General features: G+C 58.9%; 13 protein-coding genes. 4 read left to right on the top strand and 9 right to left on the bottom strand.

The window, feature by feature from the left end:
* Positions 1–42: 42 nt before the first annotated feature.
* Positions 43–1,596 (top strand): MocR-like pyridoxine biosynthesis transcription factor PdxR, encoded by a 1,554-nt coding sequence (pdxR, locus tag AC3WTM_RS02835; RefSeq protein ID WP_492587590.1) that lies wholly within the window; start codon positions 43–45, stop codon positions 1,594–1,596.
* Between the two features lie 35 nt (positions 1,597–1,631).
* Here the strand turns inward: pdxR and AC3WTM_RS02830 are convergent, their stop codons facing one another.
* The 8 genes from AC3WTM_RS02830 to AC3WTM_RS02795 form a co-directional block, all read right to left on the bottom strand.
* Positions 1,632–6,119, bottom strand: coding sequence for a dermonecrotic toxin domain-containing protein (locus tag AC3WTM_RS02830; RefSeq protein ID WP_102669432.1), 4,488 nt, complete (start codon positions 6,117–6,119; stop codon positions 1,632–1,634).
* 81 nt (positions 6,120–6,200) lie between these two features.
* Positions 6,201–10,784 carry a hypothetical protein gene (locus AC3WTM_RS02825; RefSeq protein ID WP_102669431.1) on the bottom strand — a complete coding sequence of 1,528 codons (4,584 nt, stop codon included), beginning with the start codon at positions 10,782–10,784 and terminating at the stop codon, positions 6,201–6,203.
* Positions 10,785–10,941: 157 nt separating this feature from the next.
* Entirely contained in the window at positions 10,942–12,042 is a 1,101-nt protein-coding gene (locus AC3WTM_RS02820; protein WP_102669430.1) for a polyamine ABC transporter substrate-binding protein, read from the bottom strand.
* Between the two features lie 15 nt (positions 12,043–12,057).
* Positions 12,058–13,086: a histone deacetylase family protein gene (locus AC3WTM_RS02815; protein WP_102669429.1), complete on the bottom strand. Its 1,029-nt coding sequence runs from the start codon at positions 13,084–13,086 to the stop codon at positions 12,058–12,060.
* Between the two features lie 172 nt (positions 13,087–13,258).
* Entirely contained in the window at positions 13,259–14,251 is a 993-nt protein-coding gene (locus AC3WTM_RS02810; RefSeq protein ID WP_102669428.1) for an AraC family transcriptional regulator, read from the bottom strand.
* A gap of 175 nt (positions 14,252–14,426) precedes the next feature.
* Positions 14,427–15,431 carry an asparaginase gene (locus AC3WTM_RS02805; protein ID WP_102669427.1) on the bottom strand — a complete coding sequence of 335 codons (1,005 nt, stop codon included), beginning with the start codon at positions 15,429–15,431 and terminating at the stop codon, positions 14,427–14,429.
* A gap of 82 nt (positions 15,432–15,513) precedes the next feature.
* The gene (locus AC3WTM_RS02800; protein ID WP_102669426.1) at positions 15,514–16,965 is read right to left on the bottom strand and encodes an alanine/glycine:cation symporter family protein; all 1,452 of its coding nucleotides are present in this window, start codon (positions 16,963–16,965) and stop codon (positions 15,514–15,516) included.
* A 501-nt stretch (positions 16,966–17,466) separates the two neighbouring features.
* Entirely contained in the window at positions 17,467–18,891 is a 1,425-nt protein-coding gene (locus AC3WTM_RS02795; RefSeq protein WP_046038891.1) for an aspartate ammonia-lyase, read from the bottom strand.
* A 180-nt stretch (positions 18,892–19,071) separates the two neighbouring features.
* Between AC3WTM_RS02795 and AC3WTM_RS02790 the strand changes: the two genes are divergently transcribed.
* On the top strand, positions 19,072–19,980 hold the full coding sequence (locus AC3WTM_RS02790) for a LysR substrate-binding domain-containing protein (RefSeq protein ID WP_102669425.1): 909 nt from the start codon (positions 19,072–19,074) through the stop codon (positions 19,978–19,980).
* 55 nt (positions 19,981–20,035) lie between these two features.
* On the opposite strand, the gene AC3WTM_RS02785 is transcribed toward AC3WTM_RS02790, so the two are convergent.
* The gene (locus AC3WTM_RS02785; protein ID WP_102669424.1) at positions 20,036–20,734 is read right to left on the bottom strand and encodes a hypothetical protein; all 699 of its coding nucleotides are present in this window, start codon (positions 20,732–20,734) and stop codon (positions 20,036–20,038) included.
* 444 nt (positions 20,735–21,178) lie between these two features.
* Between AC3WTM_RS02785 and purE the strand changes: the two genes are divergently transcribed.
* Positions 21,179–21,670, top strand: a complete 492-nt coding sequence (gene purE, locus AC3WTM_RS02780) for a 5-(carboxyamino)imidazole ribonucleotide mutase (RefSeq protein WP_046038893.1) — start codon at positions 21,179–21,181, stop codon at positions 21,668–21,670.
* A gap of 11 nt (positions 21,671–21,681) precedes the next feature.
* Positions 21,682–22,764 carry a 5-(carboxyamino)imidazole ribonucleotide synthase gene (locus tag AC3WTM_RS02775; RefSeq protein ID WP_057712717.1) on the top strand — a complete coding sequence of 361 codons (1,083 nt, stop codon included), beginning with the start codon at positions 21,682–21,684 and terminating at the stop codon, positions 22,762–22,764.
* The last annotated feature ends 18 nt before the right edge of the window (positions 22,765–22,782 follow it).

Below are 22,782 nucleotides of genomic sequence, written 5' to 3'. Positions count from 1 at the left end.
GTTGTAAGAGCCATTAATGACCAATTTCATAGGTCCATTGTGATGACTAGCGAATCACTGTCCCTGACCTTCAACCCGGCAGGTATCGAACTTGATCGTCGCCAAGGGCTGAGTCGTCAGCTCTACCAGGCATTGCGCACCCGTGTGTTGGACGGGCGACTGGCTAGCGGTACGCGTCTACCTGCCAGTCGTGATCTGGCAGCCGCGCTGGCAATTTCCCGTAACAGCGTAGTGCGCGCCTACGATCAGTTGTACGCCGAAGGGTTTATCGAAGGGCGGGTGGGCGATGGGACTTATGTCGCGCAACTGCCCCAGGCAGCCGTGCCGGCAAAAAAACTATCCACAAAAGTATCCACAGGGTTTTCAACAGGGTTACCCACAACCTTATCCACAGATCGGCTCGATTTACCTGTGAATTCATCCAGCAAAGTTATCCACAACGACGCGCTGACCCGAGTCAAGAACAACCATTTGGCAAGTCCGCCGAGCGGTCCGCCCCGGGCATTTCGAGTCGGTGTTCCGGCGTTCGATCTGTTTCCATTCGACGTCTGGGCCAAGCTGAATGCGGCTTTCTGGCGCAAGCCGGATTTTCAACAACTGTGCTACGGCGACCCGGCAGGCGATGCACGTTTGCGCGGGATGATCGCCGCGTATTTACGCAGTTCGCGGGGTATGCAGTGCACGGCTGAACAAATTTTGATCACCAGTGGCGCGCAGCAGGGAATCAGCCTTTGTGCACAGTTGCTGGTGGAGCCGGGCGATGGGGTGGCGATTGAGAATCCGGGCTACCGCGCGGCGGGTCATGCGTTCGCCGTGGCCGGCGCGCGGTTGCACGGGGTTGCGGTGGATAGCGAGGGCATCGACTGCGATGAGCTGGCGGGGCTCAGTGATTGCCGCCTGACCTACGTCACGCCGTCACATCAATACCCGACTGGCGTGGTGATGAGCCTCGCTCGCCGTCTGGAGTTGCTGGCCTGGGCCGAGCGCACCCAAGGCTGGATCGTCGAGGATGATTACGATGGCGAGTACCGCTATAGCGGTGCGCCATTGGCGCCTTTGGCGGCACTCGATCATCACGGGCGAGTGTTGTATGTCGGCACTTTTGGCAAGGTCGCATTTCCGGCACTGCGCCTGGGTTATCTGGTGTTGCCAATGGGGCTGGTGGACGCGTTTTCCCAGCGTCGTGCAGTGGATGTGCGCCACTCCGAGGTCAGCACGCAGGCAGTCATGGCCGAATTCATGGCGGCCGGACACTTCCAGCGGCATATTCGTCGCATGCGCCGTGCGGCACTGAGTCGGCGCAATACACTGTTCAGTGGTTGGCCGCTGGATATCCCCGGCGTTGGCCCGTTGCCCACAGTCGCTGCCGGGCTGCACATGACCGTGCCGGTCGAAAGCGTGGCGCGCGAACAGGAACTGATCGAATTGGCGCGCAGTGTCGATGTCGAGATCAACGGTTTGAGCAGCTATTGGCTGCCGGAATCCATTACTCCCATTGATCAACGTGCCGGTCTGGTATTGGGCTTCGCGGCGGTGCCCGAACAGTCGATCGAGGCGGCGCTGGAGCGGTTGCGGTCGGTATGGCGTGTTCGCTGAAACAGGCGGGCGATCAACCCGCCTGTTTTCCTGGATCAGCGTTGCGCTTCGAGCTTGAAGAACAGTGACGGGTCGCTGATGCGCCGCAGTACATAGTCGAGTGGCGTCAACGTGGTCATTGCCTCGCGACGTTCGGCAGTGAACTGTTGCAGATGTGGTTCGGCGATTTTCAGGTGCGCGGCGGTGTATTGCTCCAGCGGGGCTTCAAGGGACTGGTAGTGAAAATGGGCGAGCCACAGCGGTTTGTTCTGGTTGCCAATGTCGAGCACCTGATACTCCTGAAAATAGTCCTGGCGCTTTTTGGTTTTAATCCGGCCTTGTTCGTTCCTGACGATCCGGACCTGATTGTTGTCCAGCAGCCACTGCAAATACGCCTGTCGGGGCTGTCGATCCTTGAGCAGGCTGGCGCGAATACCGATGCCTTGAGCGCGTAACTGGACGGCGGCGCTATTGAGTTCCGAACTCAAGTTGCCCACCGGAGGCAGTGTTGCACCGGTCGCCCGAATACGCGCCATGACCCGTTCGACACTGGCGGCGGTTTGTTCCAGTCGTTGGGCCTGCTGATCGAACAAGTCCTGCATATCCGCCGGAATACGGTTAGGTTTGTGGGCGTCTTTGCGGGTTCGATCAATAAAGGCCTGTACACCCTCCTTCAGCGTCAGGGCCTCGTCGAGGGTGTCGATATCGTCGAGTATTGGCTGTGGAGCGGGTCTTGGCCGGGTGGGCAGAACCTCCTCGAGGTCCAATTCGGTGGAAGCAGGGACTTTGGAGGGTGCAGGATCACGGGGCCGGGTCTTGGTGACTTTTCCGGCGGGGCGAGAGGGTCCGGCAACGGCAGGTTTGGGCGTGACTGGTGCGACGCTTTCGCCTCCGACAGGCAATAACACATTCAGCTGCTCCTGGGCCAGTTGCCTGAACTCGCCGATCAAGCGGCTTACCCGCTTGATCTCATCGGGTTCTACCTTGTCAGGGAATTCGCCGGGAAGGTCTTCAAGTCGTTGACCGGCATCGGCGTAGATATCGATCAGCCTGCTCAGGCTGTCGATGCGAAGCGAAGTGGCATCCTCGCCACTGGGTGTTCTCATCAATGCCGCATGCCGATGAGCGGCGGTGGCTGCCTCGATAATCAGCAAGCCCACCGCTTCACGAGCCGGCTCGTTAACGTCAATGGTTGTGCCCCGCATGCACACCTCATGGGACATGCCGATCTCGTTCGACTTCAAGTCCCATGACGTGAATGCAGGCAACAGTTTTCGCAGGCTTTGCCCGGTGGTGATGCCTGCACTGCCAACCGCCTCAAGGGTTTCCAGGGAGACCTTGGAAAGTTGCAGGCGCGCGACCATGTCCTGACTCAATGCCAGCGCCTGCCTGACGCCCTCAACGTGAGTCTGCATTAAAACGTTTGAATCGATGACGGTATCTTCAGCCAGCCGTTGGGTGAGTTTTGCGTAGACGTTGCGCTTGAGCACGAACCATAGACTCAGGTTTTTTTGCAGCTCGATGGTCATGCGCTGCAAATCGCCGAGATAGCCTTCGGTTCCACCCTTCAGATGCCATTGCTCGAGGTTTTTCAATGCCTGATCGTAATCAACAATCAGCTTCTCCACGTGGCCCAAGTAGCGCTGTGTCGCCTGCTCATGCGCTGGCCCGGCTGCGTTCTGCATCTCTAACTGGGCTTTTTTCAGAGCGGCGTTGTTGGTCGCTTCCTGTCGTTTGAACGTGTCCAGTTCAGCCTTCAGTTGTTTCTTTTGCTGCTCCTTTGCCTTGCGTTGTGCTTTGAGCCGGCTTTGCAGACTGGTACCACCGGCACCCCCGCGCAAGCGCAATCGCGTGTCAACAACCCACCGTCCGTGCTTGTCATGTACCAACTGCGGGCCGGTTTTCAAGGGTGATTGCGGGTCAACGATTCGCACGTATTGGTCGTCGTTTTCCATGACACGGAACCAGCGTTCGCCAACCTGTGCGTAGGTGTTTTCATCCAGGCGATACAAGCTCGCGTTGTCGCGCGGGAGGGTTAGCAGGTCGGGGTTCGCAAGATCGATGGCAGAGACTTTCAGGCCGTCCAGATAAAGCGCCAATGCCGTGGCGGAGCGATGGGGCACCGAGCCGCCGGGCTCCAGTGAAGAATAGTGGCTGGGCGCAAGGTCGCCCATAAGAGAGGTCGATGCCCGTGTCACGGTGACCTGCGTGGGCCTGATCGCCGGAGTGACTTCGGTTTTCAGCGGTCTGTCGTGCTCGGCTGGTTTTTCAATTCCGGCGCCGGCTTTGCGTCGCGTGGCGGCGTGGTGGGCCAGGATCATGCCCAGGTTCAGCAGCATGTCGGCGACGGCGCTCCATTGGGCGTGCGCGTCACCGCGTTCGTGGGCGTCCAGCGCCTGCTCGACTTCAGTGATGCTCTGCCACACCCAAACCGCGGCGCCCGCCGGGCCACTGAGAAAATTGGCGGCGACGTTGAACAGCGCCCATCCGCTGTCTCGAAGCACGGCCCAACGCCGTTGAGCATTGGATAACGATTGGCGGTCGGCAAGTTCGGCCATGGCCTGGGCATGGGTCTTGAACAGTACGGGGAATACAGCGCCGCTCAGTTCTTTCGAGGAGAGTCCGATGGGACCGGACCAGTCCGTGGATGTCCAGGGTTCGGCGAGCAGCTGCGCGGCCAGCCATGGGTTGGGAAACCCCACGGGAAATGTGTATTGGGCATATTTGAAGCTGATGGTCGAGTCGGGCATCCACGCCAACACCGAGTCCCTCAACTCGCCCGGCTGATGCAAGGCGTACAGCAGGTTTTGCTGCGAAGGGAATTGCAGCAACGATTGTTCGAACAATGGGCGATAGAGCAGGCAAGGGCCGGCATCTGGCTGGCGCGGGCCGATGATGAACATATTGGTCACGGTGTCGCCATCGGTACTCCCGGAATGGACGAAGGTCAGGGGGCGGATGACCACCGGTTGCTGGCCCGGTGTCGGTTTGAGCCATTCGTGAAGGCAGCGACAACCCAGTTCATCGACGCCGCCAATACGCCGGACCTTGCACTCCAGCGCAATCAGCGGCAACAGGATACGTAGTTGGCTGATATAGAAGTGCTGCTGCAAGGGGGCTTGCTCGGGGTCATCGATCAGTTTGTCGCGAATCAGTTTGGGATACGCCTGGCCGATATCGACCTTGTTTGCCATCTCTGTCAGGTAGGTGTCCTCCAGCCATTCGGGGACGGCATGCGGCGGCTTGAATCGTAGGCTCGCTTGATAAGGTGCACTGTTTTGCAGGGCGTATTCGCCCAGGGTTTCGATGTGGATATCAAGTGGGTTGGGCAGCGTCAAACCACCGGATTCGAAGCTGTTGGTGATGGTGATTTCGAGTGTATCCAGCGGCAGATCGATAGCGGATGGTTTGTCAGCAATGATCGCCTCGCGCATGCGCTGCTGGGCGAAACTTGTGATGGGCGCAATCCGGAACAGTTTTTTGTCGGTGTATTTGTACAGTCTGCCCAGTGCATTGATCGATTGGCTGTAATGATCCAGGTCGGCGGCCGAAGCATCGAACAGCCAGTCAGGAATGGAATCATCCAGCGCGATAAGCGACTGTTTTTCCGGGTCGCTGGCGTTCTCTATCAACGGCGTCGAGGTGATGGGGTCGTGCGCTTCGCTGGTCAGGCGGTCATCCGTCAACGCAGCAATGGCATCCAGTTGAGTGGCTATCAAGGCCCAGGCCATGTGGTCGAAAAAGTTGCCTTCGGGCTCGAACAGTTGCCACTTCAGGTTCTGCCCTGGCGGTTGCGCATCGATTCGGCTCGGCAAGGTTTTACCTAACTGATCCAGGGAGTCGAACGTTTCGTAACCGTTTTCCACGGTGTACATCATGAACAAATCACGCTTTTCGTAGCGGCCGGTAATCACGGCGGCTCCACCCAATACCAGATGGCGGGTGGTGCCACGGGCATCGACGGTATCGACGTCGATCAGACTGACTTCAATAGCTGAAAATGCCGAATCATGTGCCACCCGTTCCTGTTTGTCGGGATGACGCGATACGGCTTGAGCCACTCGACACTGATCAGCGTCCCAGCCTTCTACACTTTGTATATCAAGGGTTTTGCGCAAGGATTCGGACAGCTCCCGCCAATGTTCCGTTTGCTGTCCCTTGCGGTTCCAGTACGCCAGTTGCTGCTCGCCGAAGGCAACGAAGAGCAGCGGTGAGTAATCATTGAGCAGCCCGGCAATGGCTTCAATATCGATATCCAGATGCACCACCGGCGTGGCCAGGGGGTTCAATGTCAGGAAGTGTTCGCCTTCAAGATAATTGGCAGTGGCAGAGGTAAAGAATTGCCGGACCAGCGCCTGGGTCAGCGATTCGAACTGTGTGGGCATGGCCACGAGCGTGCCGTCGCGGACCTGCCATTGCGGCGTACCGATCATGGTTTGGTCAGGGTCGATCTCGCGTTCGGGGTGCAACACCTTCAGCGCCTGGCGCAGGAGCAGGGTGGCGACGCCATCGACAGTGGGTCCTCTGCTGGTCTGGTAATTCACTTGGCTCTTTTTTAATGAACCGGGGGTTTGGGTATTCTCAGGGTGGTCTGTCATCGTCATTTTCCTTTTTGACGTAGCGGCTTACGAAAAAAACAGCGAGCGCGCCAGTTGCGGGCTGATTGCGCTGCGATAGATAGCGATCACCTGGCTGCTGGAGGCGGAATTAAGGTCGCCCCCTCCGGTCATCATCCGTTGATCACGCAGTTTCAAATGGGCGGCGGTAAACGCTTCGACAGGCGTGTCGGGACCGGCGTAGTGAAAGTGGGCGTACCACAACGGTTGCTTGGTGCTTCGCTCGCGAATTTCGTATTCCTGCAGGTAGTCCTTGCGCGGGCCCTTGAGTCGACGTCGTTCACCACTGCGCACGACATCGATTTCATTTTTGCTCGAAAGCCATTCGATACGGGCGGCCGTGGGCGGCTGTTGCTTGATCATCTGGACGCGAATCCGGTAGCCCTCGGCGTACAGTCGATCACGCGCCGTGTTCAAGGCCGCACCCAATGTTGTCGCAGCGTCGGTCGTATTCGAAGCGGTCAGGGTTTGCTCGAGTGTCTTCGCGCTTTTGTCGAGCTGTTCGGCTTTGTGCTGGAACAATTCTTCGATTTCCACCGGGATGCGGCCGGCTTTTTTTGCGCTCGCTTCGGTTTTCTGGATGAAGCTTTCCACGCCATCGAGCAGCTCCTGACCCTGAGTGATTTGTGTGGCGAGGTCCGGTATTTGCGCCGCTGGCCGACGACGTCTGGGTTGCACGCGCTCAACCCAGACGCCGGGTGTTTTTTCGTGAAAGGTGGCGATCACTTTACCGGTCAAGGGTGATTTCACATCAAGCAGGATCGGCTCTCCCGATGTCGAGGGACGCACTTCGCCCACAACCGTACCCTTGAAGCGTGTCTTGACCACCCGTTTGCGCGATGCCGAGGCGGGTTTTGACGGGCCGGGTCGGGGTTCTACCGGCCGTTGTTCGCGTAGCAGTTGCGCCAGATTGGCTTCGGTTTCCTGCTGGAATTCACTGATCCGTGCACGTACGTGTTTAAACGGTTGCTCCAGAACCGCGTCCTTGTGGGTGAGGCTGAAGTCTTCGAAGGCCTGGTCGATAGCGGCAAACTGTTCGAGCATGCCGTTGAGGCCTTCGATACGTTCGCCGGCCGCCCAGGCACTGTTTTGCAGCATCAGTTCTTGCGAGGTCTGTATGACCAGGTTGGTGTTATCGAGCAAGCGCTCGAATGCACCCCGAGCGTCGATCAGAGCGGCGCTGTTGCCTTCTTTCAAGCAGACGTCGCGAGCCAGCGAAACCTGGAGCGCCTTGAGATCGTTAACACTGAAAGCAGGCAGTTTTGCCCGGTAGGTACTGGCCATTTCAGCGGCATCTTTACCGAGTCGACTCAAGTCATGGAACCGTGATTGGGCAAACTCTATTTTGCCGATCACGCCCTCGGTCAGGTCGACCATTTTCCGATAGGTCGCAGGGTTACCGGTCCCGCCTGCCGTTTGCTCGGCATCGAGCAGCGCCAGGGTTTCCCTCAGGGTCTGCGCAAACGTTGCATTGCGCTGATCGAGCCACGTCTGGTTGAAGAACAACTGAGTGCCGAGCATCTCGACCATGGCGGTTCGGTAGTTGGGCACCGTGTCGAGCAGGTTCAGCGATTTCAACTGCTCGATAGGGGCGGCGTATTCCTGGGTGCGTCGCTCGAGCTTCTCGAGGAACTGCGTTTGCGCGGCCAACCGTGCTTCGTCACCGACTGATTTTTTCATGGTGTTGTGGGCGTCAGTCAGCTCTGTACGCGCCCGCTCGCGTTCATCGTCAAACTCGGCCAGTTGCTTCTTGAGTTCGGCGATACGTGCACGGTTTTGTTGTTTCAATGCCTTGCGTCGGCTCGACAGACCGCCACCGCGCAGGCGCAGGCGCGTGTCGACGAACCACTCGCCCCGTTGGTTGCTGATCAGTGCCGGGCCGTTGCGCAGGGGTTGCTTTCGAGAGTCGATGATCGACACTTCACCCGTGTCCTCGACAGAAACTTCGAACCAGCGCTCGCCCACCAGTGCGTAGCAAGCGTTTCCCTTTCGATAGAGGTGGCGATATAGGCCGTTGCCACTGTCGGGCGGTGTGAGCTGATCAGGTGGAACGACCTTGAACTGATCCAAGGTTTTTGTCAGGTCCAGGGCCGCATCGGTTGCCACTGTCTGGCGATGTTGCACAGGAGGGGGCTCGCTGACGATGTCGGGTAATTGCACGACGGTCACAGGTTGTCGGGCCGGTTTTTCCGGGTGCTCGATCGCTGTTGCAATGGGCTTTTCCTGGGCCCTGCGCGCAGGCGGATTGCGCGTACTGGCGTGATGGGCAAGCACCATGGCCAGGGTCAGCAACAGGTCGGTCATGGCTGATTTCTGCTGCTGTTGGTCGCCACTGTCGGCAGCGTCGAGGGTTTGCTGCAAGTCATCCAGTACTTGCCAGATCCAGGCGGCCGTCCCGACGGTTCGACCAAGAAAGGGCAGCGCCGCGTTAAGCAGCGTCCAGGCTGTCCGCTTGAAAACCGCCCAGCGATTTTGCGCGTTGGACAACGATTGCCGCTGCGCCAGTTCGACCAGCGCATTGACGTTGGCCTTGTACAGGACGGCCAGGTAATTGCCGCTCAGGACCCGCGAGCCGAGGGAAATCGGGCCGCTCATTTGCAGGGAGGTCAGCGGGTCGGCCAGCATTTGAGAGAGGCTCCAGACCGAAGGTCGGTCCCCGGTGAACGCATAGTTGGCGTAGTTGGCGCGGGCGTCATCCGGCAGCCAGGCGAGAACGGAATGGCGCAACGTCGGCGAGTGCTTGATGGCGTAGACCAAATTGGCCGGCGTTGGATACTGGCTCAGTGGTTGCTCAAGCATTGGCCGGTAAAGCAAGCACGGCCCCTTCTCCATCTGCCGGGGGCCGATCACGAACATGTTGGTCACTTCATCGACGGCGCCACCGATGCGCCAGCCTGGCTCGAAGGCCAGTGGGCGAATCACGATCTCCTGGCCATCCACCCAACGATTTGCGTCGAGCACTTGCACCACGGCGGCGACATAGCGGTAACCGGTTTCGTCGATGCCATGCTGCTTGCGAATCTTCAACTGCAAGGCCAGCAGCGGTAACTCGACGCGCAAATGGCTGGTGAACAGGTTTTGACGTCGCAGGGTTTCCACGGGGTCGGCGAGCAGTTTGCTTTTGATCAGCGCCGGGTAGTTCTGGCCGATGTCGACGCGTGTAATCAGTTCCTCCAGATAGCTCACCGTCATCCACTGCGGCAGCGCGGCGGTGCTGGAACTGCGTACGAATTTGTTGCCTTGCGGCAGGGCAATCAGGTTTTGCAGCGCCAGGTCGACCAGGCTCAGGGTGGTGCGCTCAGGGTCCACCATTGGCACAAAGCTGCCCCAGACCACCAGGCTATCGACCACGATCTCGATGTCCGCCAGGTTCAGATGTGCGGCATCGGCATGTTGCGCGAGCATGGCTTCGCGCATCTGATCCAGCGCGAATTCGCGGATCGGCTTGAGCCCGTCCAGAAAGGACTGCCCGGCGTTCTGATTGCGCACCGTCACCAGATCCATCAGATGACGGCTGTAAGCGGTGAGATCAGTGGATGACGCATCGGCCATCCAGTCTGGCAGCGATTGTTCGACCTGATTGAATCGCGAGGACGACTGTTTGTCCGTCGGGTCGAGTTCGTTGGTCGTACGGCTGACGTGGGGCGCCAGGTCCGGGTTTGCCGCCGCGGGGTCGTTGGCCAGCGCACCGATTGCATCGGCCTGTAGAGCTATCAGGTTGCACGCCAGGTGGTCGAAATAATTACCCGGCGGTTCGATCAAGCGCCAATGCAGGACATTTCCCTGTACTTGTCCATCGGTGTTCGCCAGCAACGACGCGCCCAGCTCCTGCAAGGAGTCAAACACCTGGAAGCCACGGGTGATGGTGTGAGTGAGAACCAGGGTACGGCTACCCAGCGTCCCGATCAGTACCGCCGTGTCGACGATGTTAATGTGCGTCGAAGCCGCGCCGCTTTGGCCGTCCAGGTCAATCAGGCAGGCGCGTGACTGATAAGGGTCATGCGCACGACGTGCGTTCTTGTCCGGGTAGGCGAAAAGCTTGCCGGCCATGGCGTGCTGGTCGCTGTCCCAGTCCGGGTTGGCTTCGATGTTCCACAGGTCGCGCAAGGATTTGGACAGTGCCTGCCAGCGTGGAGCCGATGCGCGGGTGAACTGGTTCCAGTAATCGACTTGTTGCTCTTGAAACGCGACAAACAGCAGTGGCGCCAACTCATTGAGCAGGCGCCCGATGGCATCGATGCTGACGGGCAGTTGCGCCGGTGTCTGCACCTGGGGTTGCAACGTTAGGTAGTGCTCGCCGTCGAGGTAGATCACGGGTGTCCGCGCTACGCCATGGCGTACCAGTGCGTCTGTCAGCGACTCGAAGCGCCTTGACCCAGGCTCGACACTGCCATTGTGCAAGATCCAGGTCGGCGTCACCACCATGGCCAGGCGGGGATCGATTTGCAGATTCGGGTACAGCGCTTTCAGGGCTGGTTGCAGCGCATGTGTGGCGACTTCCCTGATCGAGGGGCCGGTTACCAATTGGGTGAGAAGGGCATCTTGATCAGAGGAGAGGCTGGTTTCAGACGAAGGGCTGGAGGTACTTGTCATGGTCACGTCCTTTGTGAGGGTAGCAGGCACCGTGGAAGGTTCGGTGCGCGGTCCATTGCAAAGTAGCGACGGGTATAGCGGCGTTGGCGGTAAATAAATATCGCGGGCAAAAAAAAGACCTGCGCAACCGCAGGTCAGGATAAACCCGCGTCGGTTATCAGGTGCCCGACTTGATCTTGGTCCAGGCCCGAGTCCGCGCGCGCTCGGCATCGCGCGGCAGCGGTTGCAGGGTGTAGAGCGTACCCATCGCCGCATCGGTCGGGTACAGGTTCGGGTTGTTGCGGATCGCCGGGTCGACCAGCTCCGTGGCGTCCTTGTTCGGGTTCGGGTAACCGACAAAGTCACTGACCGGTGCAATCACCTGCGGCTGTAGCAGGTAGTTGATGAAGGTGTAGGCGTCTTCGGGGTTTTTCGCCCCCTTCGGAATCGCCAGCATGTCGAACCAGATCGGCGCGCCTTCCTTCGGCAAACGCATGTCGACGACCACCCCATTCTTGGCTTCCTTGGCGCGATTGGCGGCTTGCGAGAAGCTGCCGGAATAGCCGACTGCGACACAGATGTCACCGTTGGCAATGTCGGCCATGTACTTGGACGAGTGGAAGTAGGTGATATATGGACGGATCTTCATCAGCAGTGCTTCTGCCTTGGCGTAGTCCGCAGGCTTCTTGCTGTTGGGGTCCAGGCCCAGGTGTTGCAGGGCCAGCGGCAGGATCTCCGAGGGCGAGTCGAGCAGGGCGACACCGCACTGCTTGAGCTTGCTGATGTTTTCTTCCTTGAAGATCAGGTCCCAGCTGTCTACCGGCGCGTCGGCGCCCAGGGCTGCCTTGACCTTGTCCGGGTTGAAGCCGATCAGGATGGTCCCGTACATGTACGGCACGGCAAATTTGTTGCCCGGGTCGTTGGCTTCGATCAGCTTCATCAGCTTGGGATCGAGGTGGTTCCAGTTCGGCAGCTTGCTACGGTCCAGGGGCTGGAATACGCCGGCTTCGATTTGCTTGGCGAGGAACACATTGGACGGCACCACCACGTCGTAGCCGGAGTTGCCGGTCAGCAGTTTGGCTTCCAGTGCTTCGTTGGTGTCGAAGATGTCGTAGACCAGTTTGGTCTGGGTGTTCTGAGCCTTGAAGTCTTCCAGGGCCTTGGGGGTGATGTAGTCGAACCAGTTGTAGACGCGCAGGGTTCGCTCTTCAGCGTGGGCGGCGCCACTGAGCAGCGTGGCGCACAGCGCTGGAAAAATAAAACGCTTAAGACTTTTCATTCTTCTACTTCCTCATTAAGCGCTTTCAAAACCTTCGAGAACGTTCACGGCATTGATGCCGATTTCTTCCACGGCATAGCCACCTTCCATGACGAACAGCGTGGGTTTGCCGAGCGCCGCGATGCGCTTGCCCATGGCCAGGTAATCCGGGCTGTCGAGTTTGAATTGCGAGATCGGATCATCCTTGAAGGTATCGACGCCAAGGGACACCACGATGATGTCGGCGCCGTAGCTTTCGATCTCTTTGCAGGCTTGTTCCAGCGCTGCGCTCCAGGTATCCCAGCCTGAACCGGCGGCCAGTGGATAGTTGAAGTTGAAGCCTTCACCGGCGCCTTCGCCCAGTTCGTCTTCATAGCCTAGGAAGAACGGGAACTCGGCTTCCGGGTGACCGTGGATCGAGGTGAACAGCACATCACTTCGCTCGTAGAAAATCGACTGGGTGCCGTTGCCATGGTGGTAATCGACGTCGAGGATCGCGACTTTTTTGTGGCCCTGATCGAGGAACGCCTGGGCAGCGATGGCAGCGTTGTTGAGGTAGCAATAACCACCCATCAAATCGCTGGCGGCGTGGTGTCCCGGTGGACGGCACAGGGCGAAAGCAGAACGGGCGCCGCGCTGGATTTCAGCTTGGGCGGTGAGCGCGACTTGTGCTGCGCTGTACGCCGCTTGCCAGGTGCCGGCGGTGATCGGGGCGCCGCCGTCGAAGCTGTAATAGCCGAGTTGGCCGTGCAGGCTGGTCGGTTTGATCGCACGCAAGGTGCGTGCAGGCCAGGTGTAGGGCAGCAGGTCACCGTCGGTGTTGAACTCGGTCCAGCGTGCCCAGGCACCTTTGAAGAAGTCGAGGTAGTCGCGGCTGTGAATGCGGGCGATAGGCTCAAGACCGAAATCCTTCGGCGCTTCGACTGGGCCAAGGTTTTGGTTCTGCACGCGTTGCAGCACATGATCGGCGCGCGATGGCATCTCGAAGCACGGCTTGAGTTGGCCGTCGATGAGTTCACAGCGGCCATGGTGCAGGTGGTGATCGTCAGAGTAGATCGTCAGCATTTGTTGTTCTCCGCAGGGCTGATTCGGTTGCCCCCAGTGTTGCGGCGTACGGCGAATCGGAGAACGGCAGGAAAGGCCAAAAGGGGATCAATACGGCCAAAACATTTGACCGAAATTCGCCCCTTGATAATGCGGAGCTCTCGCGATGACGGCAGATCGGTCACTACAGCCCTCAGGGCCGGAACTGACTCGGCGCTACACCACTCCAGCGCACAAAGGCATGGCGAAAACTCGCGGTTTCGCTGAAGCCCAACGCTTCGGCAATCTGATAGATCGGCAATTGATCCTCGCAAAGCATTTTCTTGGCCTGCTCGAAGCGCAGTTCGTCGAGCAGCTCCTGGTAGCTGCAACCCATGTCCTTGAGATGCCGGCGCAAGGTCCGCGCCGAACAATTCATTTGCTCGGCCAGCCCCTCCAGCCCGGGCGCGGCATTCAGTTGTGCGCTGAGCAATTGGCGGATCCGCCCGAGCCAGGCCTGGCGCCCGGTGAACTCGATGTTCTGTTTGCGACAACGTTCGGCCATGGCCTGATGGGTGATCACATCGGCCAGCGGCAACGGCTGGTCGAGCCAGCACTTGTCAAAGGCGAAGGCATTGTTGCGCGCGCCGAAGTGCACAGGGCAATCGAAGTGTTCGGCGTAGCTTGTCTCGTAGTCGGGCGCGGCATGTTCGAAGCGTGCGCCGAGCAAGGGCAAAGGATGGCCGAGCAGGTCGTCGCAGGTGACTTTCAGCGACACCAGGCAGAACTCGGCGTTGAACACCGCCATGGTCGGGCTCTCGCGGTAATCGGCGGCGGCGAACCAGATGCGTTCGCCATCGTCTTCAAGGCTCAGTTCGAAAAGTGTTCCCAGCAGCGCCGGATAACGCATCGCCAGACGCAAAGCGTCACCGAAGGTGGCACTGGTGAGCAGGGCGTAACCGAGCATGCCGTAGCAGGAGACGTGCATCCGCCGGCCCAGTTCCAGGCCGATGTCACGCTTGAGCGCGACAGCGTTGGCGCAGACCTGCATTTCCTGATTGGTGGTAATGCGCGTGTCGGCACGGTTCAGATCCGCCGCACTGATGCCGCTTCCGGCCAGCAGTGCTTCGCTGGACAAGCCTTGTGCCTTGAAGGCATCGAGAACCAGGGAGACGGCATTGAGGGTGGTGAGGTGGGAGTGGAGCATAAAGACTTCCAGCCTTGGGATAGCTGGAACACAGCAAGTTATATGCCGAGCGCTGGAAACTGTAGGAGCGAGCCCGCTCGCGAAAAGCCTGAGAGCGCCGCGGGGTGCCAGGCTCCCGGCGTTATCGTTAACGACCATCGCGAGCGAGCTCGCTCCTACACGTGGTTGTGGTGTGTCAGCTCAATTCGCCGCAGAGGTCGAGTTCAACGAGACGGCGAACCTCGGCAGCTTCGAGTCCGGCTCCCAGCAAACCATGCAACTTGCCAAACGCCGCCTCACGGGTCATGCCGCCACCGGACAGCACACCAACGCCACGCAGGCGGCTGCCTGCCTCATACACGTCGAGCTTCACGCCACCTTCATGGCATTGGGTAACGGCAACCACCACCACGCCGTTATCCCGCGCACGGCCGAGGCTGGCGAGGACCCCGGGGTTGTCGCTCGGCCCGGTGCCGCTGCCGTAGCACTCCAGCACCAGACCTTGAATGCCGCTGTCGAGCAAGCCATTCAGCACCTCGGCGCCGATGCCGGGAAACAGCGGCAGCACCGCGACGTTCGCCAGTTTTTTGGGTTGGTTGTAGTTCAACTGTGTTGGTAGCGAAGGCGCTTTCACACCGCCACCCTGACGCTCCAGCCGCTTGAACGGATGACGGCCAAAACTGCGTACCTTGGCGCAACGGGTCGGGTCCAGCAGTTCGCCATGGAAGTGCAGATGCACGCCCGGTGCCAGGCCTTGGCCCAGCGCAACCAGCGCGCCGCCGAGGTTTTCCCAGGCGTCGCTGTCAGTTACACCTGCCGGCAGCATCGAGCCGGTGAAGCACACGCGGGCATGCAGGCCGAGCAACTGGAAACTCATCGCGGCCGCGCTGTAGGCCAGGGTGTCGGTGCCATGCAGGATCAGCACGCTGTCGCAGCCCTGAACATCCACCGCATCGACCACTGCTTCACGCAACTGCTGCCAGTACGTCGGGGTCATGTTGGCACTGTCGATCAGCGGCGACATTTCACGGAAACGCCATTGCGGTACCACCAGCTCAGGCTGGCTGTGCAGATAGTCACGCATCCGCGCTTCGAAGCCGGACGCCGGGGCCAGGCCGTTGGCGCTGGCCTGCATACCGATGGTGCCGCCGGTGTAGAGCACCATGACGTGCTGAGCGGCGGGGTAGGTAGACGAATTCATGAAGATTCTCCGAAAGGAAGAGTTCCCACAGTTTTTCGAACTTTAACTGACGGGCGCACGCGATGCGCCCGTCATTCACCTGTTAGCGTTGCGCTGCGGGTACGCCTTGCTGCTCAACTTCAGTCTTGCCGACAGCGGCAGGCGGGTTGGCCGGCCACGCCTGGCGATCCAGATCCAGGTCCGGGAACTTGGCGGAGTCGAACACCGGAGTCTTGATCCCGGCAGCACGCTGGTCATCGTAGTCCCGCAGGATGCGCATGCCGACCTTGAACAGCAGGAAGAGCGCGATCAGGTTGACGAACGCGAGCATGGTCATTGTGATGTCGGCGAAAGCGAACACGGTGCCGAGGTTTTCAATGGCGCCCCAGAAAATCAGCACCAGTACCAGCGCGCGATAGCCCATCAGCGCTTTGCGGTTTTCACCGATCAAAAAGCGCAGGTTGTTCTCACCCAGGTAGTAGTTGTAGAGGATCGAGGTGAACACGAACAATGCCAGAGCTACGGAGATGAACATCCGGCCCCAGTCACCGACCACGGCGGCCAGCGAGTTCTGGGTCAGGGCAATACCGTCGCCTTCGAAGCCAGGGGTGTAGAAACCGGAGAGCAGAATCAGCAACGCGGTGCAGGTGCAGATCACGAAGGTATCGAGGAACACGCTGAACGCCTGGACCACGCCTTGCGCAACCGGGTGTTCGACCGCTGCAACCGCCGCCACGTTAGGTGCACTGCCCAGACCTGCTTCGTTGGCGAACACGCCACGCTTCACGCCCATGATAATGGCGCTGCCGATCAGGCCGCCGAAGGCCTGGTCCAGACCAAAGGCGCTCTTGACGATGGTCATCAGCATGTCCGGCACTTGGTCGAACTGCAGCACGATCACGTAGATGGTCACGCCGATGTACGCCAGGGTTTTCACCGGCACCAACAGGTCGGCGACCTTGGCGATGCGCTTGATCCCACCGATGAACACCAGACCCAGCAGCACGGCCAGGCCGATGCCGGTGTAAGTGGTGTCGAGGCCGAACGCGTTGTTCAGCGAGTGCGTCACAGCGTGAGCTTGCAGGCCGTTGAAGGCGAAGCCGAACGTCACCAGCAACAGGAACGCCATCAGCATGCCCAACCAACGTTTTTGCAAACCGTGCTGGATGTAATAGGACGGGCCACCGCGGAACTGGCCTTCGGAATCGCAGCGCTTGTAGAGCTGGCCGAGGGAGCATTCGAAGAAGCTGCTGGACATGCCGACCAGCGCGGTCACCCACATCCAGAACACCGCACCTGGGCCACCGAGGGTCACGGCAATACCGACACCGGCGATGTTGCCCGCACCGACACGGCCGGCGAGGCTGAGCATCAGGGCCTGGAACGAGCTCAGTTGCCCGGCGCTGCTTTTGAGGCTGTCGCGGAACACCGCGAACATGTGGAAGAAGTGACGCAATTGAACGAAACGCGAGCGGATCGTGAAGTAGCTACCGAGCCCGACAATGAGCACGATCAGTACTTTCCCTGAGAGGAAGTCGTTAATGACTTCGAGCATGGATTATTCCTCGCTGTTTTTTGTGTAGGCAACAATGCTGGCCGGACAGACACATCGAGTTACACCCCTTGGCGCACGGCACAATGGGCGGTACGAAGTTCGTCCCGGTTTCATATCGCGGGTTTGTTATTAGTTCGGGTTTCGCATGGGTTATGGCCTCGCTACCGACGACCGCTCATGCGAAGAGGGGCGGCACTATACCGATGACAGTGCCATCCGTCTGCACGGTTGTGGTGCATGCGGTGAAACGAAGCCTTTGAAACACCTGACATTTTTGCTGTCAGGCTCTTGTGGGAGCGAGCCTGCTCGCGATGCAGGCGCCACGGTTTTACAGCTGCACCGCGTCATCGTTCATCGCGAGCAGGCTAGCTCACACAGAAGACGTGTGTCCTTTCAAACAGTTAAAAAAAAGGGCCTGGGGACTAAATCCCCAAGCCCTCAAAAGGTGAGAGGTGTCTAGTCCCTCGACCTGGTGAGCGGTGCTACAAGTAACGCGCCGGGTTATGCCTTCAGAGGCACCAGACGCGGAGCAATCATGTTTTCCGGGCGCAGGATGTCGGCGAGCATGGCTTCGTCGAGCAGACCTTCTTCGCGCACCAGTTCCAGCACGCCACGGCCGCTTTCAAGGGCGAGGCCGGCGATGCGGGTGGCATTTTTGTAGCCGATATACGGGTTCAGCGCGGTGACGAGGCCGATCGAGTGCTCGACCAGTTCACGGCAGCGTGCTTCGTTGGCAGTGATGCCGACGATGCAGTGCTCGCGCAGCATGTCCATGGCACGTTGCAGCAGGCGGATCGAGTCGAAGATCTTGAAGGCGATCAGCGGCTCCATCACGTTCAGTTGCAGTTGGCCGCCTTCGGCCGCGATGGTCAGGGCCAGGTCGTTACCGATGATCTGGAACGCTACCTGGTTGACCGCTTCCGGAATAACCGGGTTGACCTTGCCTGGCATGATCGAGCTGCCTGGCTGACGTGCCGGCAGGTTGATCTCGTTGATGCCGGTGCGTGGGCCGCTGGATAGCAGGCGCAAGTCGTTGCAGATCTTCGACAGCTTGACCGCGGTACGCTTGAGCATGCCGGAGAACAGCACGAAGGCGCCCATGTCGGAGGTGGCTTCGATCAGGTCGGCGGCCGGTACCAGTGGTTGACCGCTGATTACTGCCAGGCGCTGAACGGCCAGGTGCTGGTAACGCGGGTCGGCGTTGATGCCGGTGCCGATCGCGGTGCCGCCCAGGTTCACTTCAGTCAGAACTTCCGGTGCCAGAGTCTTCAGGCGTGCGAGGTCTTCACCCAGGGTGGTGGCGAACGCACGGAATTCCTGACCGAGGGTCATCGGAACGGCGTCTTGCAGTTGGGTACGACCCATCTTCAGGACGTGGTTGAATTCTTCACCCTTGGCCGCGAACGCCTGAATCAGGCTGTCGAGGCTGGCGAGCAGGGCGTCGTGACCGAGCAACAGACCCAGACGGATCGCCGTCGGGTAGGCGTCGTTGGTCGACTGCGCCATGTTCACGTCGTCGTTCGGGTGCAGGTACTGATACTCGCCTTTCTGGTGACCCATGGCCTCCAGTGCGATGTTGGCGATGACTTCGTTGGCATTCATGTTGGTCGAAGTGCCAGCACCGCCTTGGATCATGTCCACCACGAACTCTTCGTGGAAGTCGCCGCGGATCAAGCGTGCACAAGCTTCGCTGATGGCGGCGTGCTTGGCTTCGCTCAGGTGACCCAGCTCACGGTTGGCGTCAGCAGCGGCCTGTTTAACCATGGCCAGACCGACAACCAGTTTCGGGTAGTGCGAAATCGGAACGCCCGAAAGGCGGAAGTTATTCACCGCTCGCAGGGTCTGGATACCGTAATACGCTTGAGCCGGTACTTCGAGGGCGCCAAGCAGGTCATTTTCTGTGCGGAATGATGCAGCGGAGGACATGATAGAAATCATCTCAATATGGACCCGGTCTGTGCCGGAACGCTGTGAATGCTAGGCTTGTGGAGAATTTTGGGCCAATGCTGTTAAACACTAGGCTATGCATATTCGGCATAATGCCCGTGTGACGCCAGCCTGACGGCGAACGTGTGACCTAAATTGGTGCGTGTCCGGGAGGACGTAATGAATCTGGAAAGCAAATGGCTGGAGGACTTCAGTGCCCTGGCCGCCACCCGCAGTTTCTCCCAGGCCGCCGAGCGGCGTTTTGTGACGCAGCCGGCGTTCAGTCGGCGAATCCGCAGCCTTGAAGCCGCGTTGGGGCTGACCCTGGTCAACCGTTCGCGCACGCCGGTGGAGCTGACGGCGGCAGGGCAATTGTTTCTGGTCACCGCGCGCACCGTGGTCGAACAGCTGGGCGAAGTACTACGCCATCTGCATCACTTGGAGGGCGGGCAGGGCGAAGTGATGCAGGTCGCTGCCGCGCACTCCCTGGCGCTCGGTTTCTTTCCGCGCTGGATCGCGCAGTTGCGCAACGAAGGTTTGAACATCGCCACGCGGCTGGTGGCGACCAACGTCGGTGACGCCGTGCATGCCTTGCGCGAAGGCGGCTGCGATCTGATGCTGGCGTTCTATGATCCCGACGCGGCCATGCAAATGGACCCCGAAATCTTCCCCTCGCTACACCTTGGTCACACCGAGATGCTGCCGGTCTGCGCGGCAGACGCCGATGGCAAGCCGCTGTTCGATCTGGAAGGCGAAGGCAGCGTGCCACTGTTGGCCTACAGCGCCGGTGCGTTCCTCGGTCGTTCGGTGAACATGTTGCTGCGCCAACGGGCGCTGCGCTTTACCACCATCTACGAAACCGCCATGGCCGACAGCCTGAAAAGCATGGCCCTTGAAGGCTTGGGCATCGCCTGGGTGCCGCAACTCAGCGTGCGTGCCGAACTGGCGCGGGGTGAGTTGGTGGTCTGCGGCGGCCCGCAATGGCATGTGCCGCTGGAGATTCGCCTGTATCGCTGTGCGCTGGTGCGCAAGGCGAACGTGCGGTTGTTGTGGCGCAAGTTGGAAGGTGGGGCAGCGTCGGGGTCGTGAGGGTGTGCGTTGGAGCCAGCATTACTGACTCCGGTTCTATCGCTGTCGTATAGCGTCAAGGAACATTGTTCAGATAGGCACTGATTCGTTGACGGTTTGCGTCGGTATAAACATGACAGTTGCCGGCCAAGTAAGTCGGGTTCGGCTTCATGTAACTATCGCACCACCAACCGCCCCTGTAGAGTAAGTCGGAGTTTTCATGCTTGGCATCTAACGTGTGCCCAACTTCATGTCCTACGGCCAATACATTGGTCAGTGAGGCAATGGCGAATTGTTGGCCGACACCAGCAATGCCTGCTACTTTGCTATTAAGGAGGTTTTTGGTAATCAAAAGAAACTTCGTTGTTCTGTTGTAGGGAAGGTTTTTTTCATTTTTGTATTTTAAGGCCAATATGTCCCATTTTTTTCCAGTGGATTGATGGTCTTCATTCTCATAAACAAAGTTAGTGTAGGGTGGCAAATTTCGAATAAATTGAATGGAGACACGCCGCTGGGTAAAGCCCTCGATTTCCTTGATCATTGGCAGGAAAAACTTTTCAAATATTTCCGACTGAGGTTCTTTTACATCATCGTGGATGAATGTATGAATGAAGATTGTATGCTTGCTCGTATTGGCAGTATCAAGCGACTTAACAACCGGTTGAGATATTTCCAAGGGCCAGGGTTTTTCGTCAATAGCGATTGTTGCTTGGGATGCGACGCTAATAAAAACAGTTCCGAAAAGTATAAGCTTTAGTGTGAATGATATATTCATAGGTGTTCTTCATTGGTTTGATGGGTTGTTGTGTCTTGAGTGACGACGTAAATTGATAGTTCAAAACAACTTTTTTGTGTAGTGGTGATGTATGTCGGAAAGTGTTGTAAAAGGCGTCATGGTTTTTTTGTTAGTTGGCTTGTGGTTGGTTATCAATTGAATGAATTTCAGAGTTTGTTGTCAGCATCAAATTTCTTCACTCTCACAGAGAGAATTGATACAGGCATGTAGATTGACTTTTGAGTCAGTAAAAAAAGTGTTCTGGTTAAAAACCTATGTCGACAGATGGTCGCAACAGGGGCTGTTTATCTGCTTCATTGAGGTATACTGCGCGGCCTTCGGCCGGTTACGACCGGCCATAATTCGTACAATCAAGCCACGCATTTTGCGTGGCTTGTTGTTTTTTGATGCGCCTGCGGGCGCCCAGAGAGAAGAGGCACGACGATGAGTGCACTGGTTGGCGTGATCATGGGCTCCAAGTCCGATTGGTCCACCCTTAGCCACACCGCCGATATGCTGGAAAAGCTCGGCATCCCTTACGAGGTGAAAGTGGTCTCCGCCCACCGCACCCCGGATCTGCTGTTCCAGTACGCTGAAGAAGCCGAGGCGCGTGGCATCGAGGTGATCATCGCCGGTGCCGGTGGCGCAGCCCACTTGCCAGGCATGTGTGCAGCCAAGACCCACCTGCCGGTGCTGGGCGTACCAGTACAATCGGCAATGCTGTCGGGCGTTGATTCGCTGCTATCCATTGTGCAGATGCCAGCGGGCATTCCGGTCGCCACCCTGGCCATCGGCAAGGCGGGCGCGATCAACGCGGCGCTGCTGTCGGCGAGTATCCTTGGCGCCAAGCACCCGCAGTTCCACGCGGTGCTGAAAACCTTCCGTGCTGAGCAGACAGACAGCGTCCTGGACAATCCAGACCCACGCATCGCCTGAGGTTGTTGACGATGAAGATCGGTGTAATCGGTGGCGGCCAGTTGGGCCGCATGTTAGCGCTGGCGGGTACTCCGCTGGGCATGAACTTCGCTTTCCTGGACCCGGCTCCGGATGCTTGCGCAGCCGCGTTGGGCGAACACCTGCGAGCCGATTACGGCGATCAGGATCACCTGCGCCAGCTGGCCGATGAAGTCGATTTGGTGACATTCGAGTTCGAAAGCGTTCCGGCCGAGACCGTCGCCTTCCTGTCGCAATTCGTCCCAGTCTATCCGAGCGCCGAAGCGCTGCGCATCGCCCGCGATCGTTGGTTCGAGAAGAGCATGTTCAAGGATCTGGGGATTCCTACCCCGGCGTTCGCCGACATTCAGTCCCAGGCTGATCTGGACGCCGCCGTGGCTTCCATCGGCCTGCCCGCAGTGCTGAAGACCCGTACTTTAGGTTACGACGGCAAAGGTCAGAAAGTCCTGCGCACGCCAGAAGATGTGGTTGGCACCTTTGCCGAGCTGGGCAGCGTGGCCTGTCTGCTGGAAGGCTTCGTGCCGTTCACCGGTGAAGTCTCGCTGATCGCCGTGCGTGCCCGCGACGGTGAAACCCGCTTCTATCCGCTGGTACACAACACCCACGACAGCGGCATCCTCAAGCTGTCCGTGGCCAGCACCGATCACCCGCTGCAAGCCTTGGCCGAAGACTACTCCAGCCGTGTGCTCAAGCAACTGGATTACGTCGGCGTGATGGCGTTCGAGTTCTTTGAAGTCGACGGTGGCCTCAAGGCCAACGAAATCGCCCCGCGAGTGCACAACTCCGGGCACTGGACCACCGAAGGCGCCGAGTGCAGCCAGTTCGAAAACCACCTGCGGGCCGTTGCCGGTCTGCCGTTGGGTTCGACGGCCAAGGTCGGCGAAAGCGCGATGCTCAACTTCATTGGCAAAGTGCCTGAGACCGAGAAGGTCCTGAGCATCGCCGATTGCCATCTGCATCACTATGGCAAGGCGTTCAAGGTCGGCCGCAAGGTCGGTCACGCCAACCTTCGTTGTGCAGACCGAGAGACGCTGACGGCCCAGATTCTCAAGGTTGAAGCACTGATAGCCGAATAGTATTTATGTGCAACGGTG

This window comes from Pseudomonas sp. EU05-FHT14B02 (genome assembly GCF_058791055.1).
Note: the sequence above shows the minus strand (reverse complement) of the source record. Positions and strands in the feature narration are given on the sequence as shown.